At 64.1% G+C, this 22,005-nt stretch carries 20 protein-coding genes; 12 read left to right on the forward strand and 8 right to left on the reverse strand.

All coding sequences use genetic code 11. The features are described from left to right. Positions 1–35 precede the first annotated feature (35 nt). From HAHE_RS06435 to HAHE_RS06460, 6 genes are all read left to right on the forward strand, one after another. Positions 36–2,570, forward strand: coding sequence for an AsmA-like C-terminal region-containing protein (locus HAHE_RS06435; RefSeq protein WP_338689535.1), 2,535 nt, complete (start codon positions 36–38; stop codon positions 2,568–2,570). A gap of 103 nt (positions 2,571–2,673) precedes the next feature. After that, on the forward strand, positions 2,674–3,102 hold the full coding sequence (locus HAHE_RS06440; protein ID WP_338689537.1) for a hypothetical protein: 429 nt from the start codon (positions 2,674–2,676) through the stop codon (positions 3,100–3,102). Between the two features lie 71 nt (positions 3,103–3,173). Then, the gene (locus tag HAHE_RS06445) at positions 3,174–3,578 is read left to right on the forward strand and encodes a phage holin family protein (RefSeq protein WP_338689539.1); all 405 of its coding nucleotides are present in this window, start codon (positions 3,174–3,176) and stop codon (positions 3,576–3,578) included. Continuing rightward, positions 3,548–3,928: a hypothetical protein gene (locus HAHE_RS06450; protein WP_338689541.1), complete on the forward strand. Its 381-nt coding sequence runs from the start codon at positions 3,548–3,550 to the stop codon at positions 3,926–3,928. Before HAHE_RS06445 ends, HAHE_RS06450 begins: the two co-directional genes overlap by 31 nt. 26 nt (positions 3,929–3,954) lie before the next feature. Further along, positions 3,955–5,037, forward strand: a complete 1,083-nt coding sequence (locus HAHE_RS06455) for a type IV pilus twitching motility protein PilT (protein WP_338689542.1) — start codon at positions 3,955–3,957, stop codon at positions 5,035–5,037. A gap of 22 nt (positions 5,038–5,059) precedes the next feature. Continuing rightward, positions 5,060–6,169 (forward strand): type IV pilus twitching motility protein PilT, encoded by a 1,110-nt coding sequence (locus HAHE_RS06460; protein WP_338689543.1) that lies wholly within the window; start codon positions 5,060–5,062, stop codon positions 6,167–6,169. Between the two features lie 9 nt (positions 6,170–6,178). Here the strand turns inward: HAHE_RS06460 and HAHE_RS06465 are convergent, their stop codons facing one another. Genes HAHE_RS06465 through HAHE_RS06475 form a run of 3 tightly spaced genes read right to left on the reverse strand, consistent with a single transcriptional unit; the run spans position 6,179 to position 9,123 of the window. Next, complete coding sequence (locus HAHE_RS06465) at positions 6,179–6,454, reverse strand: hypothetical protein (protein ID WP_338689544.1); 276 nt, start codon at positions 6,452–6,454, stop codon at positions 6,179–6,181. 5 nt (positions 6,455–6,459) lie between these two features. Further along, positions 6,460–6,894, reverse strand: coding sequence for a hypothetical protein (locus tag HAHE_RS06470; protein ID WP_338689545.1), 435 nt, complete (start codon positions 6,892–6,894; stop codon positions 6,460–6,462). A 48-nt stretch (positions 6,895–6,942) separates the two neighbouring features. Beyond that, positions 6,943–9,123 (reverse strand): S9 family peptidase, encoded by a 2,181-nt coding sequence (locus HAHE_RS06475; RefSeq protein ID WP_338689546.1) that lies wholly within the window; start codon positions 9,121–9,123, stop codon positions 6,943–6,945. Between the two features lie 8 nt (positions 9,124–9,131). Between HAHE_RS06475 and HAHE_RS06480 the strand changes: the two genes are divergently transcribed. After that, a complete protein-coding gene (locus HAHE_RS06480; protein WP_338689548.1) occupies positions 9,132–9,404 on the forward strand; it encodes a hypothetical protein in 273 nt (90 codons plus the stop codon). Between the two features lie 26 nt (positions 9,405–9,430). Here HAHE_RS06480 and HAHE_RS06485 read toward each other — a convergent pair whose 3' ends face one another. Continuing rightward, a complete protein-coding gene (locus HAHE_RS06485) occupies positions 9,431–9,604 on the reverse strand; it encodes a hypothetical protein (protein WP_338689550.1) in 174 nt (57 codons plus the stop codon). 91 nt (positions 9,605–9,695) lie between these two features. Further along, positions 9,696–10,790 (reverse strand): hypothetical protein, encoded by a 1,095-nt coding sequence (locus tag HAHE_RS06490; protein WP_338689552.1) that lies wholly within the window; start codon positions 10,788–10,790, stop codon positions 9,696–9,698. Between the two features lie 283 nt (positions 10,791–11,073). Between HAHE_RS06490 and rseP the strand changes: the two genes are divergently transcribed. Then, positions 11,074–12,516, forward strand: a complete 1,443-nt coding sequence (gene rseP, locus HAHE_RS06495; protein WP_338689554.1) for an RIP metalloprotease RseP — start codon at positions 11,074–11,076, stop codon at positions 12,514–12,516. A gap of 10 nt (positions 12,517–12,526) precedes the next feature. Here the strand turns inward: rseP and HAHE_RS06500 are convergent, their stop codons facing one another. The 3 genes from HAHE_RS06500 to HAHE_RS06510 form a co-directional block, all read right to left on the reverse strand. After that, a complete protein-coding gene (locus HAHE_RS06500; RefSeq protein ID WP_338689556.1) occupies positions 12,527–12,985 on the reverse strand; it encodes a tRNA (cytidine(34)-2'-O)-methyltransferase in 459 nt (152 codons plus the stop codon). A gap of 148 nt (positions 12,986–13,133) precedes the next feature. Further along, positions 13,134–14,006 (reverse strand): thiamine-phosphate kinase, encoded by an 873-nt coding sequence (locus tag HAHE_RS06505; protein ID WP_338689558.1) that lies wholly within the window; start codon positions 14,004–14,006, stop codon positions 13,134–13,136. Next, positions 14,003–14,878: a CPBP family intramembrane glutamic endopeptidase gene (locus HAHE_RS06510; protein WP_338689560.1), complete on the reverse strand. Its 876-nt coding sequence runs from the start codon at positions 14,876–14,878 to the stop codon at positions 14,003–14,005. The genes HAHE_RS06505 and HAHE_RS06510 overlap by 4 nt, the downstream gene beginning before the upstream one ends. A gap of 74 nt (positions 14,879–14,952) precedes the next feature. Here HAHE_RS06510 and HAHE_RS06515 point away from each other — a divergent pair, with 74 nt between their 5' ends. The 4 genes from HAHE_RS06515 (at position 14,953) to HAHE_RS06530 (ending at position 21,994) form a co-directional block, all read left to right on the forward strand. Beyond that, entirely contained in the window at positions 14,953–16,413 is a 1,461-nt protein-coding gene (locus HAHE_RS06515; protein WP_338689562.1) for a type II CAAX endopeptidase family protein, read from the forward strand. A 30-nt stretch (positions 16,414–16,443) separates the two neighbouring features. Continuing rightward, entirely contained in the window at positions 16,444–18,990 is a 2,547-nt protein-coding gene (locus HAHE_RS06520; protein ID WP_338689564.1) for a protein kinase domain-containing protein, read from the forward strand. Positions 18,991–19,136: 146 nt separating this feature from the next. Further along, complete coding sequence (locus HAHE_RS06525) at positions 19,137–21,242, forward strand: serine/threonine-protein kinase (protein ID WP_338689566.1); 2,106 nt, start codon at positions 19,137–19,139, stop codon at positions 21,240–21,242. Positions 21,243–21,268: 26 nt separating this feature from the next. Further along, positions 21,269–21,994 (forward strand): sigma-70 family RNA polymerase sigma factor, encoded by a 726-nt coding sequence (locus HAHE_RS06530; protein ID WP_338689568.1) that lies wholly within the window; start codon positions 21,269–21,271, stop codon positions 21,992–21,994. Positions 21,995–22,005 lie beyond the last annotated feature (11 nt).

Raw genomic sequence — 22,005 nt, forward strand, 5'->3', positions numbered from 1 at the left:
AAAGCCGAAATCCGGCAGGCATCATCCCAAGGAGCGTGAAACGGATCCGCATCATTCACCGGCTACGAGTCGCGGTCGCCCTGCTCGGCTTTGTCGCCGTGCTCGGCGGCGCGGGCGTGCTGTGGTGGGCGAACCACACTGGACTGCCGGAGTCATGGCGCTCCGGGATCGAGGACGCGCTCGCCGCCAACGGCATCCACGCCGATGTCGCCAGCCTGCGCTATCTGCCGCTGCGGGGGATCGAGGCCGGCGAGGTGACGGTTTACTCGGACGCGTCCCGGACGCGTGAGGTCGGTCGGCTCCACCAGCTGATCCTCGACGTCGATCGTTCCCGCCTGTCACGCGGCGACTTCAAGATCGATCAGCTCGACCTCGCCGGAGCCCGGATTTCGTTGGCCGTCGACCCGGCCGACCCGGACTCGAAGACGCTTGATATCACCGACGCCAACGGCCGGATCGACTTTTCCGGGCCACGGGAAATCGAGATCTCCGGCGCTTCCGGCATGGTCGGCGGCGTGCGGCTTGAGGCGACCGGCATACTCAAACTCTACCGCCCCGGCCTTTTCGGCTCCCCGGAAGACGCAGAGGCGGCCCGCGCCGAGCGCCGGAAAATCCTGCTCGCGATCATCGACACGCTCGACAGCTTCCGGCTTAAGACCACCACCCCGCCGCGAATCCGGATCGATGCCCGCGGCGACTTCGAGATCCCGGGCAGCCTGCGGGCGACCATCGCGGTCCAAGCCCGGGAACTCGAAAGCCGCGACCTTGAGATCCGGCACATCGATCTCCAGGGGGAAGTCCACGGCCGCACGCTGGTCGTCCACCACGCCGAGATCCTCACGGAGAACGGCAGTCTTGGCGGCACCCTCGATTACGACATGGACCGCCATGCCGGCCGCTTCGAGCTGCGTTCGGGGATCGACATCGCCGCCTTCCTCGCGGGGCTCGACATCCCCCTGCCCGAGCGGATGCCGACCTTCGAAGCCCCGCCGCAGATCAATGCCCACGGTCAGTTCCGCCGGACCGAGGACCAGTGGGACTTCCAGGTGATCGGCGATGCCGACCTGACGGGCCCCAGCTTCCTCCATCTTTCCGCCGACCGGATCTTCTCCCGCTTTTCGTGGGACGGATCGCGCGCCCTGCTGGAGGATCTTTCCGTCCGGGACGGATCCCACTCTCTGACCGGGCGAGCCTTCATCACTCCGGAGCGGGTCCTCTACCAGGCATCCACCGACCTGCCGCTCGGATTCTGGCAAAAGAGCGTGAAAATCCAGCCGCTCGCCACCATCCTGGCCGACTTCGAGGCGGGTGATGGCGCCACCGCGACCATCGACTTCGAGGGCATGGCGAACCTTCTTGACCACCGGGATTGGCGGTTCAAGGGCACCGCTGCGGCGAGTTCGCTATCATTCCGAGGCGTCCCGGCCCGCAAGGCGAGGGTCTCGATGGACCTCGACCACGACCAGCTCGATTTCACCGACGGCGAAGTCGACTTCGACTACTCGGACTACCGCCTGCGCAAGGAGCACGGAGGACCCGACTCGGGCCATGCCACCGTGGGTCAGATCCTCTACGACCACACCAGCGGAACGATCAAGATCGCCGGCCTGCGCGGGAACATGTGGCCGGCACCGGCGGTTCGGACCTTTGCCGGCGAGATCGCCGACGAACTCGAGGTTTATGGATTCCACCGGCCGCCGGATCTCGCTGCCGACGGGATCATCGACATCCGCAGGGGCAATCCGAAGCAGGACCTGCGGGTCACCTTTTCCTCCACCTCCTCGATCGACTACGAGTTTCTCGACGAGACCCTCGAACTCGCGGCGCCATCGGGCTCCGTACGGGTGCTCCCCGACCGGGTGAAAATCGGCAACCTCGACCTCGGCGCGTTCGGAGGGCGGATCCGGGCCGACATGGAGAGCCGGCTCGGCACCGGCGCGATGGCGATCGAAGGCGAACTGGACTGGACCGAGCTCGGGCTCCCCGAAATCGCCAAGAGCTACGACTTCGATAGTACTCCGAAGGGCTCGATCACCGGGCGCATCGACTTCTCCCTGAACGGCGACGACATCTCGGGATTCGACGGCAGCGGCCACATCGCGCTCGAGGACAGCGAGCTGTTCGACGTCCCGATCTTCGGTCCGCTCTCCCCTGTGATCTCCGCCGTTCTCGGCCGGCGCGATGCCGGCTTCCAGGAGGCGACTTCCGCCTTCTGCACGTTCCGCGTGGACAGGGGGGTCGTATCGACCACCGACTTCCTCACCACCACCACCTCGCTCGTCTTCACCGGCGACGGCAAGGCCGACCTCAACGACGAGACGCTGAACATGACCGTGAGGATGAATGCCCGCGGATTCTTCGGCTTCATCACCTTGCCGCTGCGACCGTTCTACGGGCTTTTCCAGTTCCGGGGATCCGGACCGATCGAGGACCCCGAGTGGAAGAACGTGATGTTCACCTCTCCGCCTCCCGAGCAGGAGAGCCGCCTGCTCGAGCCGCCGAAAGCCCGCGCGGTCGCACCCGAACCCGCGAACCCGCCCCGCGCCCGAATCGTCTCCCCGCAGCGCTGAATCGGGACGCCTTTCGGGGGGAGACATGCCTTGCACCCACCCTACTTCGGTGTAAGCCTAATGGAGCGAACCCCAAAATCCGCAATTCCAACCAATCACGACCATGTCTGACAACTTCGCCAAGCCGGAAACCCTCGAAGGTGAAACCGGATTTTCCTCCAACCCGTCGGTCTCGAAGGCCGCCGATGACCTGCGCCACGCCGCCAGCGACCTGCGCCATGCCGCGGAGGACAAGGCGCGCGAGTTCGCTCACGAGAAAATGGACCAAGCCAAAGCCGCGACCGACAAGGCCAAGCAATCGGCCCAACAGTTCCGTGACCTCGCCATGGAGAAGGCGCAGGCTCTGAAAGAGACCGCCAGCGTCAAGGCCACCCAACTCCGGAGCGCTGCCGACGAGCAGTGGAGCCAAACCCGCGACAGGGCGAAGGAGCTCCACATCACCACTGAGGACTACATCCGCCAGCACCCGACCAAATGCGTGCTCGGCGCCCTCGGCGTCGGTTTCCTGATCGGCCTTATCACCCGCCGCTGAACCGGCTTCACCCTGCCGCTTGCGCCGAGTCCGTGGCCCGCCGGCCATCGGACGCGCACCTCTGACACCTCATGAGTGAAGCTCCGGAGACCTATCGCGACGAAGCCGAAGGCGCGGACGGGGACTGGAAGGCGTCCGCCGCGGAATTCGTGCAGGCGCGCATCGAACTAATCCGGCTGGAGGCCCGCGACGCCGGTCGTGAAGCGGCGCGCAAAGCCGCGACGGTAGTCATCATCACAGGCTGCGCGATTCTCTGCTGGATGCTGGTCATCACCGGCCTCATCGGGCTGGTCGCCGCCGCCCGACCGGATTGGCCGTGGTATCATATCACCCTCGTGGCAGCCGGACTGCACCTCGCCATCGCGGGTATCGGTGTCCTGTCACTGCGGAAGGGTGGCCAACCTCCCTTCCCTCTCACCCGTTCCGAATTCGCCAAGGACCAAGCATGGCTCGAGACTCTGAAAAAGAAGCGCTGACCCGCCGGCTCGAGGCATCACGCCAGAAAGTCGGCGTCCATGTCGCCGCCTTCCGGCACAAGCTCGACGTCCCGCGCCGCGTTCGCGAGAACGTTGCCCGCAAGCCGCTGCTGTGGTTCGGCGGCTCGCTCGGCGTCGGATTGGTCGCCAGCCGCCTGCTGCGCCGGCCGCGCAAAAAGACCAAGGCGAAGGCCGCCGGCCTGATGGGTCTTTTGCTTCCGACTCTCGTCGCCGTTTTGAAGCCCTTGCTCAAGCATGTGGTTACAAGCGAATTACAACGGCGACTCATGGCCAATGCGCACCCTGAATCGCCCCCTCCGGAGACGCGATTCCCTCTTTCCAAGCCCTGAAATCCCGCTGTAAGGAGGCTTCTGACATGCCCGAACATCAAGTGCTCGACCACGTCGACCAGTATCTCCGCCTCGGGCGGGAATACGACTGCTCCGACGTCCACCTCGCCACGGCCTTCCCGCCGGCATGGCGACGCTTCGGACAGCTCCAACCGATCTGGGACGACCACGAGCCTCTGACTCCGGAGGATACCGAGCGCCTGGCGAAATCCTTTCTCGAGGAACGGGAATGGAACCGTCTGCAGGAAAAGGGTGATGTCGACTTCGCCTACTCGAACGACGAAGGCCGCTTCCGGGCGTCGGTGGTCAAGCAACGCCTCGGCTACGACCTTGTTTTCCGGATCATCAACACCTCGATCCGGACCATGGAGGACATCAACCTGCCGGTCGAAAGCATCATCCCCCTCACCCGATATCAGAACGGACTGATCCTGGTGACCGGTTCGGTCGGATCGGGCAAGTCGACCACGCTGGCGTCCCTGATCAACTTCATCAACAAGGACCGGGAAGATCACATCCTCACCCTCGAGGACCCGATCGAGTATGTCATCGACTCGGACAACTGCCACGTCAACCAGCGCGAGGTCCACCTGCACACCGAATCGTTCGCCAAGGCGCTGCGCGGCGCCCTGCGGGAGGACCCGGACGTGATCATGGTCGGGGAAATGCGCGACCTCGAAACGATCCAGCTCGCCCTCACCGCGGCGGAAACCGGCCACTTGGTGCTCGGCACGCTGCACACCGGCAACGCGCCGCGGACGCTCGACCGGATCCTCGATGTGTTCCCGACCGACCAGCGCGGTCAGATCCGGATCATGGTCTCGGAGTCGCTCCGCGGCATCGTTTCCCAGCAGCTAGTACCCCGCGCCGACGGCGCCGGCCGCGAGCTTGCGCTCGAACTGCTCGTCAATACCGCGGCGGTCGCGAACTGCATCCGGGAGGGCAAGACCTACATGCTCCCCGGCGTCATGCAGACCGGCAAGGCGGTCGGAATGGTGACCATGGATGAGTCGCTCCGGAACCTCTACATCAAAGGCCTGATCACCCAGGAAGAGACCCTCTACCGCGCCGAGGACAAGACCCAGATGAAGGCGTTCTTCCAATCCTGAAGCTTCCACCGAACCCATCGACATGGCCGAAATCGACCGCCTTTTCCAATACCTCGTCGAAAGCGGAGGCTCCGACCTTCACCTTTCCGAGGGACAACCGCCGAAGATCCGCGTCCACGGCGCCGTCACCCCGATCCCCGATGAGCCCGTGCTCGAGCACGAGGCCATCCACCGGATGCTCTCCGAGATTTGCGATCCGAAGGCGTTCCAACTGTACATGGACACCGGCGACCTCGACTTCGCCTACGAGATGGACGAGGAGTCGCGCTTCCGCTGCAACTACCTGAAGCAGAAGAACGGCCTCGCTGCCGTCTTCCGTCTGATCCCGACCGAGATCATGTCGCTCGAGACGCTCGGCGTGCCCGACGTCGTCAAGCGCTTCGGCCAGATCCGTTCCGGGCTGATCCTGGTCACCGGACCGACCGGTTCGGGCAAGTCGACCACGCTCGCGGCGCTGCTCGACTACATCAACTCGAACTACAACCGGCACATCATCACCATCGAGGAGCCGATCGAGTTCGTGCACCGCAACAAGCTCTCGATCATCACACAGCGCGAAGTCCCGATCCAGACGCCGTCCTTCGCCGACGGCCTGCGCGCCGCCCTGCGTGAGGATGCCGACATCGTTCTCGTCGGTGAGATGCGCGACCTCGAAACGATCTCGCTCGCCCTGACCGCGGCCGAGACCGGCCTGCTCGTCTTCGGCACCCTGCACACCAACAACGCCCGCAAGACGGTCGACCGGATCATCGACGTGTTCCCCGCCGACCAGCAGTCGCAGGTGCGCACGATGCTTGCCGCCTCGCTGCGCGGCGTGCTCGCCCAGCTCCTCTGCAAGCGCACCGACCGGCCCGGCCGGGTCGCGGTCCATGAGATCATGTTCGCCACCCCGGCGGTCTCCGCGATCATCCGGGAAGGTGCGACCCAGAAGCTCTACGACATCATCACCGGCGGTAAGGGCGAAGGGATGCAGTTCATGGACGAGTCGATCTGGGCCAAGCTCCAGGCCGGCATGATTTCCCCCGAGGAAGCGTACATGAAGGCGATCGACAAAACGCGCTTCAAGAAGTTCCTCCCCAAGGAACTCGCCCACCTTGGCGACGCCTCCGGCGAGAATCCGTTGGAGCACTGAGTTCCGGAGTCAGCGCATCGGCCGCCGCGACTTCCTCCACCAGACAACCAGGTCGTAGGTGGCGCGAAGACCGAATATGCCGCCCAGGATCCACGTGCGGTGAAGGGTCGGAGCGGTGACGATCAGGAGAACGCCCATCACCATCAGCGTGACCGCCTGCCCGAGGCGCCATCGGAGCCGCATTTCGGCAGACGCCGAAGTCGGGTAACGGCGAAGGTGCCTCACCCATTTGCCGAGCGAATAGCCGTCCGCAAGGTCGTCAGGTTGAAGGACAGCCCGCTTCATCGCGCTCATTCGGTCGGTTCCCCATCGGCCACGGGAGCCTTTGCCAACTCCTCGACGCGCTCGACCTTCTTCTTCCACTTCAGGATCTCGGAGCGGATGGTCGCCCGCTCAAGCACGCCTTCCGCATACTCGAGGTCGTAGTAGCAGCCGCGGAGTTCATCCATGAACTCGAGGCGCAGCGTGTGAAGCTTGAGCTTCTCGTCCTCCGAGGCCTTCACGTGCTTCAGGAAGTCGACCCACTCCTGGCCGATCTTCTTTTCCAGCGGCTGCAGGTCTTTGGCATACGGCGACTCCTCGGCCTCCTTGGCAAACCGGTCGCGGTACTTCTCATTCGCCTCGATCCGCTCGTCGAGAAGCTCGTCCAACCCCGGTTTGTCTTCAGCAAAAACCGGCCCAGCCAGCGAGAAGAGGAAGACAGCGGCAAGCACTCGTTGGATCATGGCCCGGACCTATCAGAGCGCGATGTCACCGACAAGCGGCCTCGCGCCTCAGCGTGGCTCCGGTCCACCAAGGTGGCGCTTGAAGAAATCGACCCGCTGACGCTGGGCGTAGCGTGACTCGCCCGCACCATGGTTGGCGCCGGGGATCGGAAGGAACTCGAAATCCTTGTCCGCCTTCACCAGGGCATCGACCACCTGATAGGTCGAGGAGGGATCCACATTCGTGTCCAGTTCACCCACCGTCAGCAGCAGCGCTCCCTTCAGGTTCTTCGCGTGGGTCACGTTCGAGTTCTCCGCGTAGTGCGGCCCGACCGGCCAGTCCATCCACTGCTCGTTCCACCAGATCTTGTCCATCCGGTTGTCGTGACACCCGCAGTCGGCCGCGGCCGCCTTGTAGAAGTCCGCGTGGAAGAGCAAGGCGCCGAGAGCGTTCTGGCCGCCCGCTGACCCACCGAAGATCCCGACCCGATCCAAGTCCATCTGCGGGTATCTCTTCGCCGCCGCTTTCATCCACGCGATCCGATCCGGGAAACCGGCATCCTTGAGGTTTTTGTAGCAGAAGTGGGAAAACTCCCGGGAGCGGTGGTTGGTGCCCCGGCCGTCGATCTGGACCACGATGAAGCCGTTCACCGCCACCTCGTGCCTCGGCGCCATCCACGGCCTCCACGATTTCGGCACGAAGGCATCGTGAGGACCGGCATAGATGTACTCGACCACCGGATATCGCTTCGCGGGATCGAAGTCCGGCGGCAGGATCACGATCCCGTGGATGTCGAACTTGCCGTCCCGGTCCTTGGTAACAAAAGGCTCCGCCACCCTCCAGCCGGTCTCCTTGAGTTTCGAGTCGTTCGCCGTCGCCAAGACCGTGACCAGAGATCCGTCGCTCCACTTCCGCAGCTCCGTTACCGGCGGATGATCCACCCTCGACCAGCGGCAGGTCAGATACGCGCCATCCGGCGAGCGCTCGAATCGGTCGTGGGTTCCGGGGGACGAGGTGAGCAGCGTCACCTTCCCGTCATCGATGCCCACCCTCGCGTAGTGGATCAGATACGGATCCTGATCGGAATAGTAGCCCGACAGGGTGACGAGTAGTTCCCGCTCCTGATCGTCGACCTCGATGACCTTCCGCACGACCCAGTCGCCCTTGGTCAGCTGCCGCTTCACCGATCCATCCTTGCCATCCAGCAGATACAGGTGGCGCCAGCCGTCCCGCTCGGACATCCAGATGATCTCTTTCCCATCGTCCAGATCGTGGCGGAAGGTGGCACCCGAGACGAAGACGTAGGTATCGCTTTCCTCGTTCACCAACACCCGCTGCGAGCGTTTCTCGGAGTCGACCTCGATCACCCGGAACTTCCCGTATCCGCGCTCGGTGAATTCGTAGGTCAGGCGCTCGCCGTCATCCCGCCACCGCAGCGCCCCGCACTGAAAAGGATTCTCAATCAGCGAGAGGTCCGGCGCCAGGACTTCGCGCTGGTCGGTGAAGCCGATCCACGGGGCCCGCGTGTCGATCTCGTCTCCCGGCTTCGGGTAGGAGCGGGTGAAATGCTTTGGCTGAAGCTGGTCGTCCGGAGCCGAGTCGATGTAGTGGACCTGCCGTTCGCCGATATCGTGGGTCCGCCAGATTGCGAACCGCGACGAGTCCCCCGTCCAGACCGGAGGGTCGCGGAATACCTCGCCGGACTCTGCCGAGATGAGCTCCTTGCGCTGGTCGCCCGTCATCAGGAAAAGCGCCCCGTCCTTCACCTCCACCCGGTGCTTTCCATCCGGCGACTCCCAACTTCCCCGGCTCCGGCCACCACGCCTGCCGGGACGCTGCCGGTTCTGCCCGCCGGAATTCTTCGGAGGCGCATCGACGCTCTCCAGCCCGCCTCCCTTCCATCGCTTCCAGCCCTTGCCGGTCTCCAGCAGCAGTTCGCCACCCTCGCCGACCCGGAACGACTTCCATCCCGTCCCGGGCCGGACCGGTTTCCCGGCCTTGCCGGTTGCCGGGTCCACCGGGACCAATTCCCGGCCATCCGGTGCCTCCCGAGCGAAAACGAGGCCTGATCCATCCGGCGAAAACGCCACCTCCACGGTCGAATTCGGCACCGGCGTCTTGGCTACTCCGAACCACTTGCCAGTCAGTGCCTCAAATTGGCCGCTTCCCTCCTGCGCCGCCGGCAAAAACGAGCTCAGAAGCATGGTCGCAACCAAGGCTGGACGAATCGGTTCGGAAAAGTTAGTCATTTGACGCTATGAAATTACCCTTCTACGCGCTCGCAGCCGTACTTCTGGCGTTCACCACCCAGTCGTGCATGACCTATACCGAAAAGGTCTACACGGCTTCCGGATACGACGCGCGCGACTCCTACAACCTCGGGTACAAGCACGGAAGCGCGGATCGCGTCGCAGGACGCGCCCACAATCCGCACATCAACATGCCGTTCGAAACCCCTGCCGCCTACCGTCAGGACTACATCTGGGGCTATACCCAAGGGTATCGCGCTCAGGTATCGGGCAGCAAATAATCGGCCGTGCGGCCCCGGTCTCCCCTTTAATACGTCGGAAGGTTCTCTTCCGGCGCGGGCTCGCTGCCGTCAAAATTCCGGCCGTGAGCCTTGTGCTCCATGCCTTGGCCGAGCTGCCGGAAGTCCCGACCCATTCCGATCATCGTGTTGCACGAGCTGAGTCCGACAGCCATGGCTGCGAGGATGACGAATTTCTTCATGCCCTTCTTCAATACCGCCCGAATTTGGTAAATCAACCTGTAATATTCAGGTAACTTGAGAATTTGAATCCTCTGAATCCGGTCCCGCACTTCAGCTTCCGCGGAGTTCGCGTCGCATGTCGATAAGCCGGTTCCGCATCTCACAGATCTGATCGCGCAGGGCCTCAAGCGCCCGCGCCTGATCGGCGTCGCGGGAGGTGGTGATCAACCGCGTGCACACCAACACCGCGTCGTTCTGGAGACTCACGCAACGTTTCAGGACCGCCAGGATAAACCCGGTTTCCCGCTCGTAGGAGCCGCTGAGCGCCCCGGAAAGGCGTCCCGCCACTTGGCCCAACGCGCTGACGAGACCGCGGGCATCTTCCCCATCCGCCGGAACAAGGTCGCAGGCCCTGAGTGCCAGCGCCTCCGCCTCCTGCTGGAGCGGGTGCTCCTCGTCATCGCCGGGCTCCCAATCCTCGTCGCCTGAGTCTTCATACTCGGCCTCGGCCTTCGCCTCCTCTTCGGCCATCGCTTCCAAGAGTCCGTCCCAGCCCATCACGAACGCCTCCTTCCGCTCGGCATCCGGATCGTTCATGTACTTCTCCAGAACTTCCTGGTAGGCCTCCGTCAGGCGGTCGCTGTCGCGCAGGCGCCTCTCCCACTCGAACTCATCGTCGTCTTTGCCGCTGTCGTCCTTCCGCGGGCGGCGCGCGATGAGCACGTTGAGGAAGTCCCGCATCGCCTGCAGATTGGCCAGCTTCTGCGCCTCTTCGGCATCGCCGTCCATCCGCCACGCGTGCTCTGAGAGCTCAAGCTGGTAGTCGGTGCTCTCGATCACCACCCGGCCGTCGGTGTCGCTGAACCATTCGATGTAGAGCATGTTCTTCCACACCACCGGCACCTCCTCCCCGGCCGCCTCGCGGGCGAGGAATTCCTCAATCGGGCAAAGCGGAACGCGGCACTTCCGCGATGCGGTCATGTCGCCCACCACTCCCTTCTGCAGCTTGCCGAGCTCTACGGCCCCCTCCGGCTCCGGGTTGGTGAAAGTCAGACGGGCTCCGGCGAGGTCACGCCAGCAGTCACCGACCAGATCGAGGACCACCGGTTCGCTGCGGCCCCGCAACCAGATCCGCCCGGTGGTCTTGCCCTCCACCCTGTTGCAGATCTCGCCGCGGACCACCGCGTCGTCGATGCGTTGAGCCACGTCTGCGATCCTTGAAAATCCCCGTGGGTCGCGTCAATGCTGTTGGAGAATTCCGCCACCGGATCCGGACCTGGGCATTTGAAAACCGCGAATGGACGCCCATGGCCACGAATCGTGAAATTCGGAGAACGCCCGACCCCTCGCCATTCGTGTGAATCCGCGTCCATCCGTGGTTCATTCTTCCGGGAACGGGCGCGTTGGGAGGACGTCGAGAGTCCCCGCGATCCCGTATGGTTTAACTTCTTGAAGCATCGCACCCCCGCCGTAGGCTGCGCGCGAATCCATGTTCGACCCCGGCCCACTTACCACCGCCCTGCTCATCCTGCTGGTGATCATGATCTTCAATGTGATCATCTTCGTCCACGAGCTCGGACACTTCTGGGCCGCGAAATGGCGGGGTCTCAAGATCGACCGGTTCCAGATCTGGTTCGGCAAGCCGATCTGGAAGAAGACGATCAACGGCGTCCAGTACGGTCTCGGCTGGATCCCCGCCGGTGGCTTCGTCGCTCTGCCCCAGATGGCCCCGATGGAAGCGATCGAGGGTGACAACCGCGACGCGGGCGAACCGCTGCCGCCGATCTCTCCCCTCGACAAGATCATCGTCGCCTTCGCCGGACCGCTGTTCTCGTTCCTGCTGGCCTTCGTTTGCTCGTTGATGATTTGGAAGATCGGCCGTCCGCTCGAAGTCCTTCCGACCACCGAAGTCGGATGGGTGGAGGCAGGGAGCCCGGCCGAGAAAGCCGGCTTCCAGCGGGGTGACACGATCCTCGCCATCGATGGCGAGCCGGTCAGCAGCTGGGATGGTTCTCTGGACAGCATCCGCGTCAAAATCATCACCAGCCGGAACGAGAAGATCCGCTTCACCGTGAATCGGCCGGGAGTCGGCGAATTGGATCTCGTTTCCGGCTACACCATTCCCGAGACCTCCTGGTGGGAACGCCGCGCGACCCGCGAGGTGGGCATCGAGTGGAAGGCCGGGCCGGTTCAACTGCTCCTTCTCGATGCCGAGAACTCGCCGGCGAAGCTCGCGGGAGTGAAAGAAGGCGATGTCGCCCTATCCCTCAACGGCACCGAGATCGTCGCCAGACTCCAGTTCCTGGAGTTACTGGAGGACAATGGTGACAAACCGGTGGAACTTGTCGTCGAGCGGACCGAAGAAAGCGGTGAGAAGGTCACCAAGACCCTGACGATCCAACCCGCCAAACCGCTGAATCCGACCCCCGATATTGACCGCTACATGATCGGGGTCACTCCGTGGGGTCAGGCGGACATCATCGACACCCTTGAATATCCGAACCCGAAGGAGCAGATCACAGGGACCCTGCAACAGATGTGGCTCACCGTGCGCAGCGTCGCGTCGCCGAAGTCGAGCATCGGCATCCAGCACCTTTCCGGGCCGATCGGCATCTCGAAGATCCAGTTCTTCTCCCTGCTGATGGAGCATCCATTGCGCCGGATCCTCGGCTTCATGGTCCTGATCAACATCAACCTGGCGCTGCTCAACCTGTTGCCGTTCCCGGTGCTCGACGGCGGTCACATCACGATTGCCACCATGGAAGCCATCGCGCGCCGACCGGTGAACGTGAAGTTCCTCGAAGTGCTCCAGATGGGCTTCGTGTTCCTTCTCTTCGGCATCATGCTTTACGTCAGCTCCAAGGATCTGTTCGACGACTTCGGAGTCGGCGGCGGCGAGGCTCCGAAGATCGAGTTCGCCGAACCGGGCTGACGGGCCTCCGCTAACCCGGCTGAGTCTGCCGCCACGCCTCGTAGAGGGTGATCCCGACCGCGGTCGAGAGGTTCAGGCTGCGGATGCCTTGCTCGACCATCGGAATCCGGATGCCTTGCTCGCCGGCATCCCGAACGATGGCTTCCGGCAGGCCGCGCGATTCGCACCCGAAGACAAGGTAGTCGCCATCCCGGAACGACACATCCCACAGCCCCCGCTTGGTCTTGGTACTAAGATACCAGTAGCGAGCCTCTTCCCCGGCTGCCGACTTCAACTCATCGAAGCTCTCCCAGACCCGCACGTCGACGTCCTTCCAGTAGTCGAGTCCGGTCCGGCGGACGTGCTTGTCATCGAGCGAGAACCCGAGCGGCTTCACCAAATGAAGCCGGGAACCGGTCGCCAGCGCGAGGCGGCCCGCCGCCCCAGCATTGTGGGGAATCTCCGGGGCGATGAGGACGATGTGCAGCATCGGCAGGAACCATCGACGTCCAGCAAGGAATGATCAATGGTCAAGGAGTGGCGCCTTCCAGGCGCCATGAGTGGGAGCGGCGGTCTCTGACCGCGCCCCCGGTCCTTATCCCTACCTTGGCCATTGACAATCCCTTGTTGGATATTGGCTATTGAAAGTGCTCCCACCCACCCGCGAAGGCCTCGCCTTCCTCGGCCAACTCGCCGATGAAAGTCAGCGGCGCGAATTCCTTCGGCCAATGCTTCTCGACCGTTGGTCGCGCCGACGGCTTCAGCGCGACCAGCAGTTCGTAGTCCTCACCGTCAGTCATCGCTTGGCGGACATCGCAGCCGCGATGACGGGGCAGATCGTCTCGCCGGATCACCGCCCCGCAACCGCTCGCCTTCGCCAACCTCGGCAGGTCCTTGGCCAGCCCGTCGGAAAGATCCATCATCGCTGTGGCTCCACGACCGGCGAGCCACGCGCCCTCCGCCAACCTCGGCGAGAAGCTCAGATGGCGCCCACCAATTGATCCGCCGAGCCGGCCCGTCACCGCCAGCAAGTCGCCGGACCGGCCGCCCGATCGCAGCACGACTTGCCCTCTCGACACGCTGCCCTCTCCCGCCACCGAGATCATCACGGGTGCCCCATTCGGAACCGATGTCGTCTCGCCTCCCGCCAGCACGCCGCCATGAGTGGCAAGGCACTTCCGAATGCCCCGGTAGAGCCCGTCGACCCATCGCACGGGCGTGTCCGCCGGCAGGGCCACGGTGACCATCAGGAACTCAGGCTGTCCGCCCATTGCAGCAAAATCGCTGAGCACCCGTGCGACCGCTTTCCAGCCGACCTTGGCCGGCGGCGCACCGGGCTCGAAATGGACTCCGCCGACAATCGCGTCGGTCTTGAGCAAACGCAGGCGACCCCGGCCGGGATCGACCACGGCGCAGTCGTCACCGGGACCGGTGTGCAATCCTCCCTGCGGAAAGTCCCGCAGCAGCCGCTCGATCAACGCATCCTCGCCGATGTCGCTCAGCCGTTTCATCCCTCCGGCAGCTGGATCCAGTTCATCCGGTGGGCGAACTGCGCGAAGACCGTCGCCGAGTTGAACAGGACGTGGATGCTGATCGGGGCCCAGATCGATCCGGTCACCTCGTAGGAAAGCGCCAGCAGCACGGCGAGCACGAACAGGGGCACGAGGGAGATCGCGTTCGGATGGGCCATCGCGAAAAACAACGAGCTGAACAGGATGCCCGCGATCCGGCCGGAGTACTTCTTCGCGACCGGGTAAAGATAGCCGCGGAAGATGATTTCCTCGACCACCGGTGCGATCACCGCCGCCATCAACGCCAGCATCCCGAAGAGCAGCGGGCTCTCCGCCTTGCCGAAGGCATCGACAACCTCCTGGGTCTCCGCACCACCGGTGACGTCGAGCAGCCACTTGTTGAAACCGGTCTCCTCCAGCGCGATGACCACCGTCCACGTGAAGGCCACCGCCACCGGAGCGATCAGCACGACCATCGGCCATAGCCGCCATTTCAGGCCCAGCCACTCGACCGGATTCTTCCGCCAGGCCACCGCGCCGACGAGCATCGCCGTCATGAAAAACTGCATCGCGATGGTGGACACCACCTCGGCCATCCCGATTTCCACCGGCCCCTCGGGCATCTTGCCGGCGGCATCGAGGAATACCGGCGAGCCGTAGACCAGCATCAGAAATCCGACGATCCCGAGATCGATGCCGCGGTAGATCTTGTCCGATACCCGCCAGCCACCGAGGCCGGGGCCGAGCGGTAGGGAGGGAGGACCTGCCGGGGCCTTGGCGACGGTGGCGCGAATCACCATCCCGATCGCAAAAATCGCGACTCCGAGAATCCCGCTTCCCGCAATCACCCAGAATTCGAGATCCTCCGGCACGCCACGGACTGTGGGTGGCGCTTCTGCGGTCGGCCAGTGGAAATCCGTAAGCTTTCCTAATTTGATCGCCGGAAATGCCCCCCGTGCTTGCCCCGACGGGCAAATCAGCCGACTGTCCCGACATCCAAACGCCGGCCACCAATCCGTACCGACAGCTGCTCCGCCGCCGCTTTCCCGAGCCGCTGGTCCTGCTGCTGATCTTCCTCGTCGGCGTCTACCTCTGGGACAATCACTTCGGCAAGGTCCTGATGCCCCATGCGCCCGCCCAGCGCACCGAGCTGCTCGAACTGGCCTTGCGCAAGGCGGATCGGGACCTGCGTCTGGCGGATGGCACCGCCCAGTATCCCTCATGGGTCCAGCCGCTGCTGGGCGTCGATCCGCTGCCGCAGTCCCTCGACCATCACATTTCGGCCCTCGAGCCGCTGATTTACTCGCGCCACCGACACGAGGAAGATGCGATGACCGCCGCGATCGAGGACGAGGCGGCTTTCGCCTTGGCCGTGATGATCTCGATCCAAGCCGGCGGCGACGGCGCCACCGCTCCCTTCGCCAAATACGGCCTGAATCCCGCGCCACCCCCCGGTCCGATCCTTTCGACCATCATCGACGGCCGGGAGGCGTGGTGGCATATGGCCTACCTTGAGGGCCTCGATATCCCGGAGGCCGCCATGGCATCTCGCCTGGTGGATGCCCGCACCCAGCAGCTGGTCGGCAACATGATCAAGTCGCGCGGCTGTGTGGCGGCGCTCACCCTCGGCGGGCTCGTGTTCATCCCCGGCACGCTGGTGGCCTTCGTCCGTGCCGGGAAACGGCGGGAGCGTCCCGGCTACGCCGGCCGCTGGAAGCTGTCGTTCGGCCTTGGCGTGTTCCTGCTCGCCTACCTCGCCTCGATCGGCTTCTCGAGCACGTTCAACGAAGCGCTGGGCCTGATCGCCGCCAATGCCGACCCGGAGGCCGGACCGCTGATGTCGAAACCGCTCTACATCGCGCTCGACAGCCTGACCCGCTTCCTGCCGGCATTCATTGCCCTTGGTCTTCTCTTCCGCCGCCCGCGGCACGCGGTGTCCCGGCTCGGAATCGCCGGCCCATTCGACGCCCGGCTGGTGCTCGGATCCTTCGCCATCCTGCAGATCATCGATTTCGGGCTGCGGATGACCGTCGATCGTTCGGAAACCCCGGACCCGACCGGCGGGTTGAGTGCCAGCGAGCTGGGCCCGTGGGGACTCGTGTTCGGCATCGTTTCCGCCTGCATCGCCGCACCGATCGCCGAGGAAATCCTCTACCGCGGCGTCCTTTTCCGCTCGCTGGCAAATCGACTGAAACTCTGGCCGGCCACGCTGGTTTCCTCGGTCGTCTTCGCCATCGTGCATTTCTACCCGCTTTCCAGTCTGGTCATGATCGCCTGTGTCGGCATGGTCTGCGCACTCTCCTTTGCCGCCAGCCGGGGGCTGCTGACCGCCATCGTGCTCCACAGCCTCTACAACGCGGCGATTAAAATCCCGGAATGGATCGTCTACCAGACGACGCTTTCCTGATACACCCCTTCCCCGAAGACCGCCCCAACGATGAGCGAAGAGACCTTCCAGGCCCCCGAACTCGAGCAACTCGCGCAACTCCTGCCGAACTTCGATTTCCAGGCATTCATTGCCAAAGGCGGCATGGGCGCGGTCTACAAGGCCCGCCAGAAGTCGCTGGACCGCGACGTCGCGATCAAGATCCTGCCCCGCGAGCTGGGCGAAGACCCCGAATTCCGGAAGTCGTTCGAGACCGAGGCCAAGGCGATGGCCAAGCTCAACGATCCGAACCTCATCGGGGTCTACGACTTCGGCGACGTCGATGGCATGCCCTACATCGTGATGGAGTATGTCGACGGCAAGTCGCTCTACTACTCCGCCTACAACAAGGTGATCGAGCCGGCCCAAGCCGTGCAGATCATCACCGGCATCTGCCGCGGGCTCGGACACGCGCACGAGAACGGCATCATCCACCGCGACATCAAGCCGGCCAACATCCTCCTCACCCCGAAGGCCGAGCCGAAAATCGGTGACTTCGGACTGGCCCGCCCGGTCGACCACGATGGTCCCGGACTGATCATGGGGACGCCAGGCTACACGGCCCCGGAGGTGATCGAGGACCACGAGGAGGCCGACAAGCAGGCCGACATTTACGGGGTCGGCGTGATCCTCCACGAGCTGCTCACCGGCCAGCGCCCCGATCCGGAAGGCAAGAAGCCGCGCAAGAGCACCGGCAGCCCGAAGCTCGACGCGATCTGCAAGAAAGCGACCCAGACGAATCCGTCGCTGCGCTACTCCACCTGCGAGGAGATGGCTGCCGATCTCAAGGCGTGGAGTGACAGTCCGGCGGCACGTGCGCCCGGCAAGCTTCTGACAACGGGCGGAGCCGCGGCAGGTGGCGCCAAACCACCCGGAGCCGGCCCGAATTCCCCTTCTCCGCAGCCGGTCGCGATGTCGACCGGCTCGAGCTGGAGCATCGTCCGCAATCTCCTGATCATCGCCGTCCTGCTGGTGGCGATCGCTTTCACTTGGAAGGCCCTCAAGGCCGCCCGGGAAAAGAAGGATATCGAGAACGCACGGATCCAGAAGGAGAATTTCGAAGCGAAGGAGCGGGCCAGAGCCGAACGCGAACGCGCGGCCGAGGAAGCCCGGATCGCCGCCGAGCGCGAGCGGGAACGCCAGCCGGTCATCCCGGACATGCCGGAACCGAAGGAGGAGACTCCGATGGAGTCGCTCGAACGGCTTCAGCGGGACCTCAGCCGCGGTGGCCGCGCCGAAATGCCGATCGGCACCGTGCGCCATGGCGAAAGCGACTTCTTCTTGGTTCCCGATGAGATGTCCTGGCACCGGGCCGCCGCCTTTGCCGAGGAGCACGGCGGACACCTCGCGGTGATCCATTCCGAGGACGACACGACCTGGCTGTCGCAATTCCTGCCGAAGGACACGGTGTCATGGGTAGGCGCCGGACGCTCGTTGGGCGACCAGTGGGTGGTCATCGACGGCACCGACTTGGAGCTGGAGAAGAACCCCTCAGGCGTCGGCAATTACGCCACCCTCGACAACCTCGGCCTGCTGCGCGCCCGCCGCGCGAGCGACGAATTTCCCTTCGTCATCGAATGGCGCCGGGACGGCTCGAATCCCGCTACCCTCGCGGCGATGCTGCGCCGGACCCGCGAGACGCTGGAGAAACCGAATCCCGTTTTCCCGCCCGGCACGGACTCCCTCGACGCCCGCCATTTCGCGATCATCCCGCGTCCGGTCGATCGGATCGAAGCCGAGCAACTTGCGGAACTGGCCGGTGGAATCCTCGCGGTTCCGGCCAGCCGGGAAGAAGCCGAGTGGCTGAGCGACCGCTGCGAGAAACTCGTCGCCGAAGACGGCTTCTGGCTCGGCGGAACCCGCGACGGAAAGGTCTGGAAGTGGGACAGCGGCGAAAAGTGGGCTTTCGCTCTCTGGAATGACGATGCCGATGTCTCGGGTGGCGGCGAAGGCCTCGTCCTCGTGCCGAAGTCCGGCTGGCACGATGCCGATCCCGACGACAAGATGTCCGGCCTCATCATCGAATGGAGCAGCGACGCCGAAGGAGCCGAAGCCAATCCGGACGAGATCGCCTCCACCCACACCGGATCCGGAACCGGAGAGCTCAAGAAGAAGGCCGCCGAGCTGGTGGAGCAGGCGATCCAAGAACGGGACGACAAGCTCGCCGCGAACGTCCGCACCTTCAACTGGGACCTGGATGTCTGGTACCGCGGGCTCAACCCGAAGGACTCGGTGCGTTGGGAGCCCCATGTGAAGGGACTCAAGGCAATGGTCGAGGGCAACCGGGTTCCCGCACCCTCCGCCTTCGCCGACGAAGGCGAAGTCGCCCTTTCCGAGCAAATGGCGAAAGTCTGCACCTTCTGCTACAACAAGCAGGTCGAAATCGAAGCCGCCCATTCATCGAAACTCCGCCGCCTTCGGGATGCCTACGTCCAACGCCTCCGCGAAGAAGGAAAGAAGGCCATGGATAGCGGACAGCGCGGCGTCGCCGACGCCATCTCCGAGGAGATCGAGAACGCCGAGGACCACGAGGACTGGGCCGCCGAACTGGCCGACTGACCGCGCTTCCGTGAAAATGCCTGGGAGCCGAAGGGACCGGGCGCGAGCGAGCCAAGCGCTTGGCCGAGGGCGGGAAACCGGATCCGTTGAAAAATTGATCCCTCATCTGTAACCTCGCCCGGGTGACGTCTCAGGAAGCGGGTGACATGAGTGATTCCAACGATCCCACCTGCCCGAACTGCGGCTCCGCCATTCCCGAGGACGCCCCGTCGGGACTCTGCCCCGCTTGCGCGCTGAAGGGCGTCGCCACCGTTTCCAGCACCACGACGGCCTCCGGAAGGAGCGCACCCCCGTCGATCGGAGAAATCGCCCCGCACTTTCCCGATCTCGAGATCCTCGAGTTGCTGGGAGCCGGCGGCATGGGAGCGGTCTACAAGGCACGGCAGCCACAGCTCGACCGCTTCGTCGCACTGAAAATCCTGTCGCACGATCTCGCCAGCGACCCGGCCTTCGTCGAGCGCTTCAACCGCGAGGCACGGGTGCTCGCCCGCCTGAGCCACCCGAATATCGTCGGCGTCCACGACTTCGGCACTGCCGGGCCTTACTGCTACCTGACGATGGAGCTCGTCGATGGCGTCAACCTGCGACAGGCGATGCAGGCCGGCCGATTCACCCCGACCGAGGCTTTGGCGATGGTCCAGCACCTCTGCTCTGCGCTCAAGTTCGCCCACGAGGAAGGAATCCTGCACCGCGACATCAAGCCGGAGAACGTGCTCATCGACTCGAAGGGGCGGGTGAAAATCGCGGACTTCGGCATCGCCAAGTTGGTCGGTGAAAACCGGCAACCCGACGTCACACTGACCCTTCAGGGCTCCGTGCTCGGCAGCCCGCACTACATGGCGCCCGAGCAGATCGAAAGCCCCGGCGACGTCGACCAGCGGGCCGACATCTACTCGCTTGGCGTGGTGCTCTACGAACTGCTCACCGGCGAGCTGCCAATCGGCCGCTTCGCCCTGCCCTCGGAAAAGGCCGAGATGGACGCGCGCATCGACCAGATCGTCCTGCGCACGCTGGAGAAAGAGCGTCAGGCACGCTTCCAGACGGCGGAGGAAGTCAGCACCTCGGTGACGAATCTCAGCAAGACTCCCGCTCCCGTACGACCCGCGGAGTCCTCCGCCACCGAAGAGACCGGTATGGCCAGGTTCAGCATCGCCTCCGCCATCCTGACCGGAGTCAGCCTCCTGGCGACGGGCCTGTTCGTCTGGCTCTGGGTCATGACGCTTACGGCTCCCCCGCCCGAACCGGAGACCTTCTCCGAAGCCGAGAAACTGGCCGAAAACATGTCGGACAAACTCGGACTCGCGACTCTGTTCGTCGCCATGGCCGGGGCGACCGGCCTCCTCGGGCTCATCCTGGGAGGCGTCGCCCTCGGCAAGATCCGCAACTCTGGCGGGTCCTTGGGCGGCTTCGGTCTCGCGGCCTTCGCGACGGTCACCTGGCCCCTCTTCTTTGCGAGCGCCATCTGCGACGTCATACTCGCCATGTTCCCTTACTTCGGAGGCACTGAGCTCGTGATCGTGACCCTCATTTCCTTCGTGACCTCGGCATTCATTCTCGTCCGTGGCCTGCAGCGTTGGGCGAAGGGAGTTCCTGGACCGGATGGAACCCGACACCATCCGGGCGTCGGACGCAGCATCGGCGTGTCGGCCGCCGTCATCGTCCTCTCTCCCCTGCTGGTTGCGACCGCCGTTGCACTGCTGAATTCCGGCGACGATCGGGATGGGTACGATCCGGAATTGGCACGACTGGAGGAAATGATCGACGAGCTTACGGACGACAGCTCCGACGACTCGTTCGGGGACGGAATCCCGTGGCGCATCAAAAAACCGGAGCTTGTCCTTCCAATCATCGCGCAACCCGGCCAGCGGATGAGCCTTGGCCTCAAGCTACGGGACGAAACCGGCCGAATCGCCTGGACGACCGACCTCGGTTCGATCGAGGCCGGACCGGATGGGTTTCCCCGGGAGGCGCTCCTGAAGGTCGGCACCTTCCTCAAACCGGATGACATGAATGGAGCGATCCACGCGGTGGCGGCGGTGAGAACCGGACCAAACGGCAAAATCAGCAGGAGCGCGGCGGATCTTCGCGATTGGTTTTTCTCAACCGAGTTGCCGAACGAACTCGTCTTCGACCAACCGATCCAAACCACGCTGGGCATCGCCACCTCGGTCCGGAAGGGTCCCGACGGCAACCAAGGAGTCCTTTCGCTCGAAATTGAAGTGACCGAGGACGGCACCTCCGAACCCGAATAGCCGACCCCTCCCTACCCTCGATCCAAATGAGCTACCCGGAAGTCTTCCACACCACGCGCTGGACCCTGGTCATCCGTGCCAAGGGAGACGCACCGGAAGCCCGGGCGGCGCTCTCCGACCTCTGCGAAGCCTACTGGAACCCCGTGTATCGGTTCCTTCTCCGCGAAGGTCGCGGCGAAGATCTCAGCCGTGAGCTCGCGCAGGAGTTCTTCTCGAAGCTTCTGGCCGGCGGGCGGCTTGAGAATACGGATCCGCAGAAGGGACGCTTCCGTTCATACCTGCTCGGTGCCTTGAAGCACTTCCTGTCTGACCAACGCAAGGCCGAGGGCCGGCGGAAACGCGGTGGCGATGCGGTCATCGAGTCGATCGAATCGGGCGGCAGCATCACGTCCCCGGGACTTTCGCTTCCCGATCCGGGCGCCGAAGCGACCGACGCGTGGTTCGACCGTCACTGGGCAATGGCCGTCATGGAGCGCGGACTCGGGACCGTGCGCGACTCCTACCGCGAAAGCGGAAAGGAACGGTACTTTGAAGCACTCAAGCCCTGGCTGGTCGGCGACGTCCAAGGATTGTCTCAAGCCGATGTCGCCGCCGAACTGGAGATGAGCCCGGGGGCGATCAAGGTCGCGGTTCACCGCTTGCGTCAGAAATTTGCCGACGCGATCCGCAGCGAGATCGCCGAGACCGTCGATTCCGAGGAGGATGTCGGAGAAGAGCTCCGCTACCTCATCGAGGCACTGGCGGCCCGGTAGCTCGGAGAGTC

This window comes from Haloferula helveola (genome assembly GCF_037076345.1).
In the GTDB taxonomy this organism is placed as follows: Bacteria; Verrucomicrobiota; Verrucomicrobiia; order Verrucomicrobiales; family Akkermansiaceae; genus Haloferula; species Haloferula helveola.

Excerpts from the sequence above, each read along its gene's own strand:
- HAHE_RS06460 (WP_338689543.1), top strand. The coding sequence starts at position 5,060 with ATGGCCGAAATCGACCGCCTTTTCCAATACCTCGTCGAAAGCGGAGGC.
- HAHE_RS06455 (WP_338689542.1), top strand. The coding sequence starts at position 3,955 with ATGCCCGAACATCAAGTGCTCGACCACGTCGACCAGTATCTCCGCCTC.
- HAHE_RS06525 (WP_338689566.1), top strand. The coding sequence starts at position 19,137 with ATGAGTGATTCCAACGATCCCACCTGCCCGAACTGCGGCTCCGCCATT.
- HAHE_RS06470 (WP_338689545.1), bottom strand. The coding sequence starts at position 6,894 with ATGATCCAACGAGTGCTTGCCGCTGTCTTCCTCTTCTCGCTGGCTGGG.
- HAHE_RS06515 (WP_338689562.1), top strand. The coding sequence starts at position 14,953 with ATGCCCCCCGTGCTTGCCCCGACGGGCAAATCAGCCGACTGTCCCGAC.
- HAHE_RS06440 (WP_338689537.1), top strand. The coding sequence starts at position 2,674 with ATGTCTGACAACTTCGCCAAGCCGGAAACCCTCGAAGGTGAAACCGGA.
- HAHE_RS06520 (WP_338689564.1), top strand. The coding sequence starts at position 16,444 with ATGAGCGAAGAGACCTTCCAGGCCCCCGAACTCGAGCAACTCGCGCAA.
- HAHE_RS06450 (WP_338689541.1), top strand. The coding sequence starts at position 3,548 with ATGGCTCGAGACTCTGAAAAAGAAGCGCTGACCCGCCGGCTCGAGGCA.
- HAHE_RS06505 (WP_338689558.1), bottom strand. The coding sequence starts at position 14,006 with ATGAAACGGCTGAGCGACATCGGCGAGGATGCGTTGATCGAGCGGCTG.
- HAHE_RS06530 (WP_338689568.1), top strand. The coding sequence starts at position 21,269 with ATGAGCTACCCGGAAGTCTTCCACACCACGCGCTGGACCCTGGTCATC.
- HAHE_RS06475 (WP_338689546.1), bottom strand. The coding sequence starts at position 9,123 with ATGACTAACTTTTCCGAACCGATTCGTCCAGCCTTGGTTGCGACCATG.
- rseP (WP_338689554.1), top strand. The coding sequence starts at position 11,074 with ATGTTCGACCCCGGCCCACTTACCACCGCCCTGCTCATCCTGCTGGTG.
- HAHE_RS06480 (WP_338689548.1), top strand. The coding sequence starts at position 9,132 with ATGAAATTACCCTTCTACGCGCTCGCAGCCGTACTTCTGGCGTTCACC.
- HAHE_RS06445 (WP_338689539.1), top strand. The coding sequence starts at position 3,174 with ATGAGTGAAGCTCCGGAGACCTATCGCGACGAAGCCGAAGGCGCGGAC.
- HAHE_RS06465 (WP_338689544.1), bottom strand. The coding sequence starts at position 6,454 with ATGAAGCGGGCTGTCCTTCAACCTGACGACCTTGCGGACGGCTATTCG.
- HAHE_RS06485 (WP_338689550.1), bottom strand. The coding sequence starts at position 9,604 with ATGAAGAAATTCGTCATCCTCGCAGCCATGGCTGTCGGACTCAGCTCG.
- HAHE_RS06500 (WP_338689556.1), bottom strand. The coding sequence starts at position 12,985 with ATGCTGCACATCGTCCTCATCGCCCCGGAGATTCCCCACAATGCTGGG.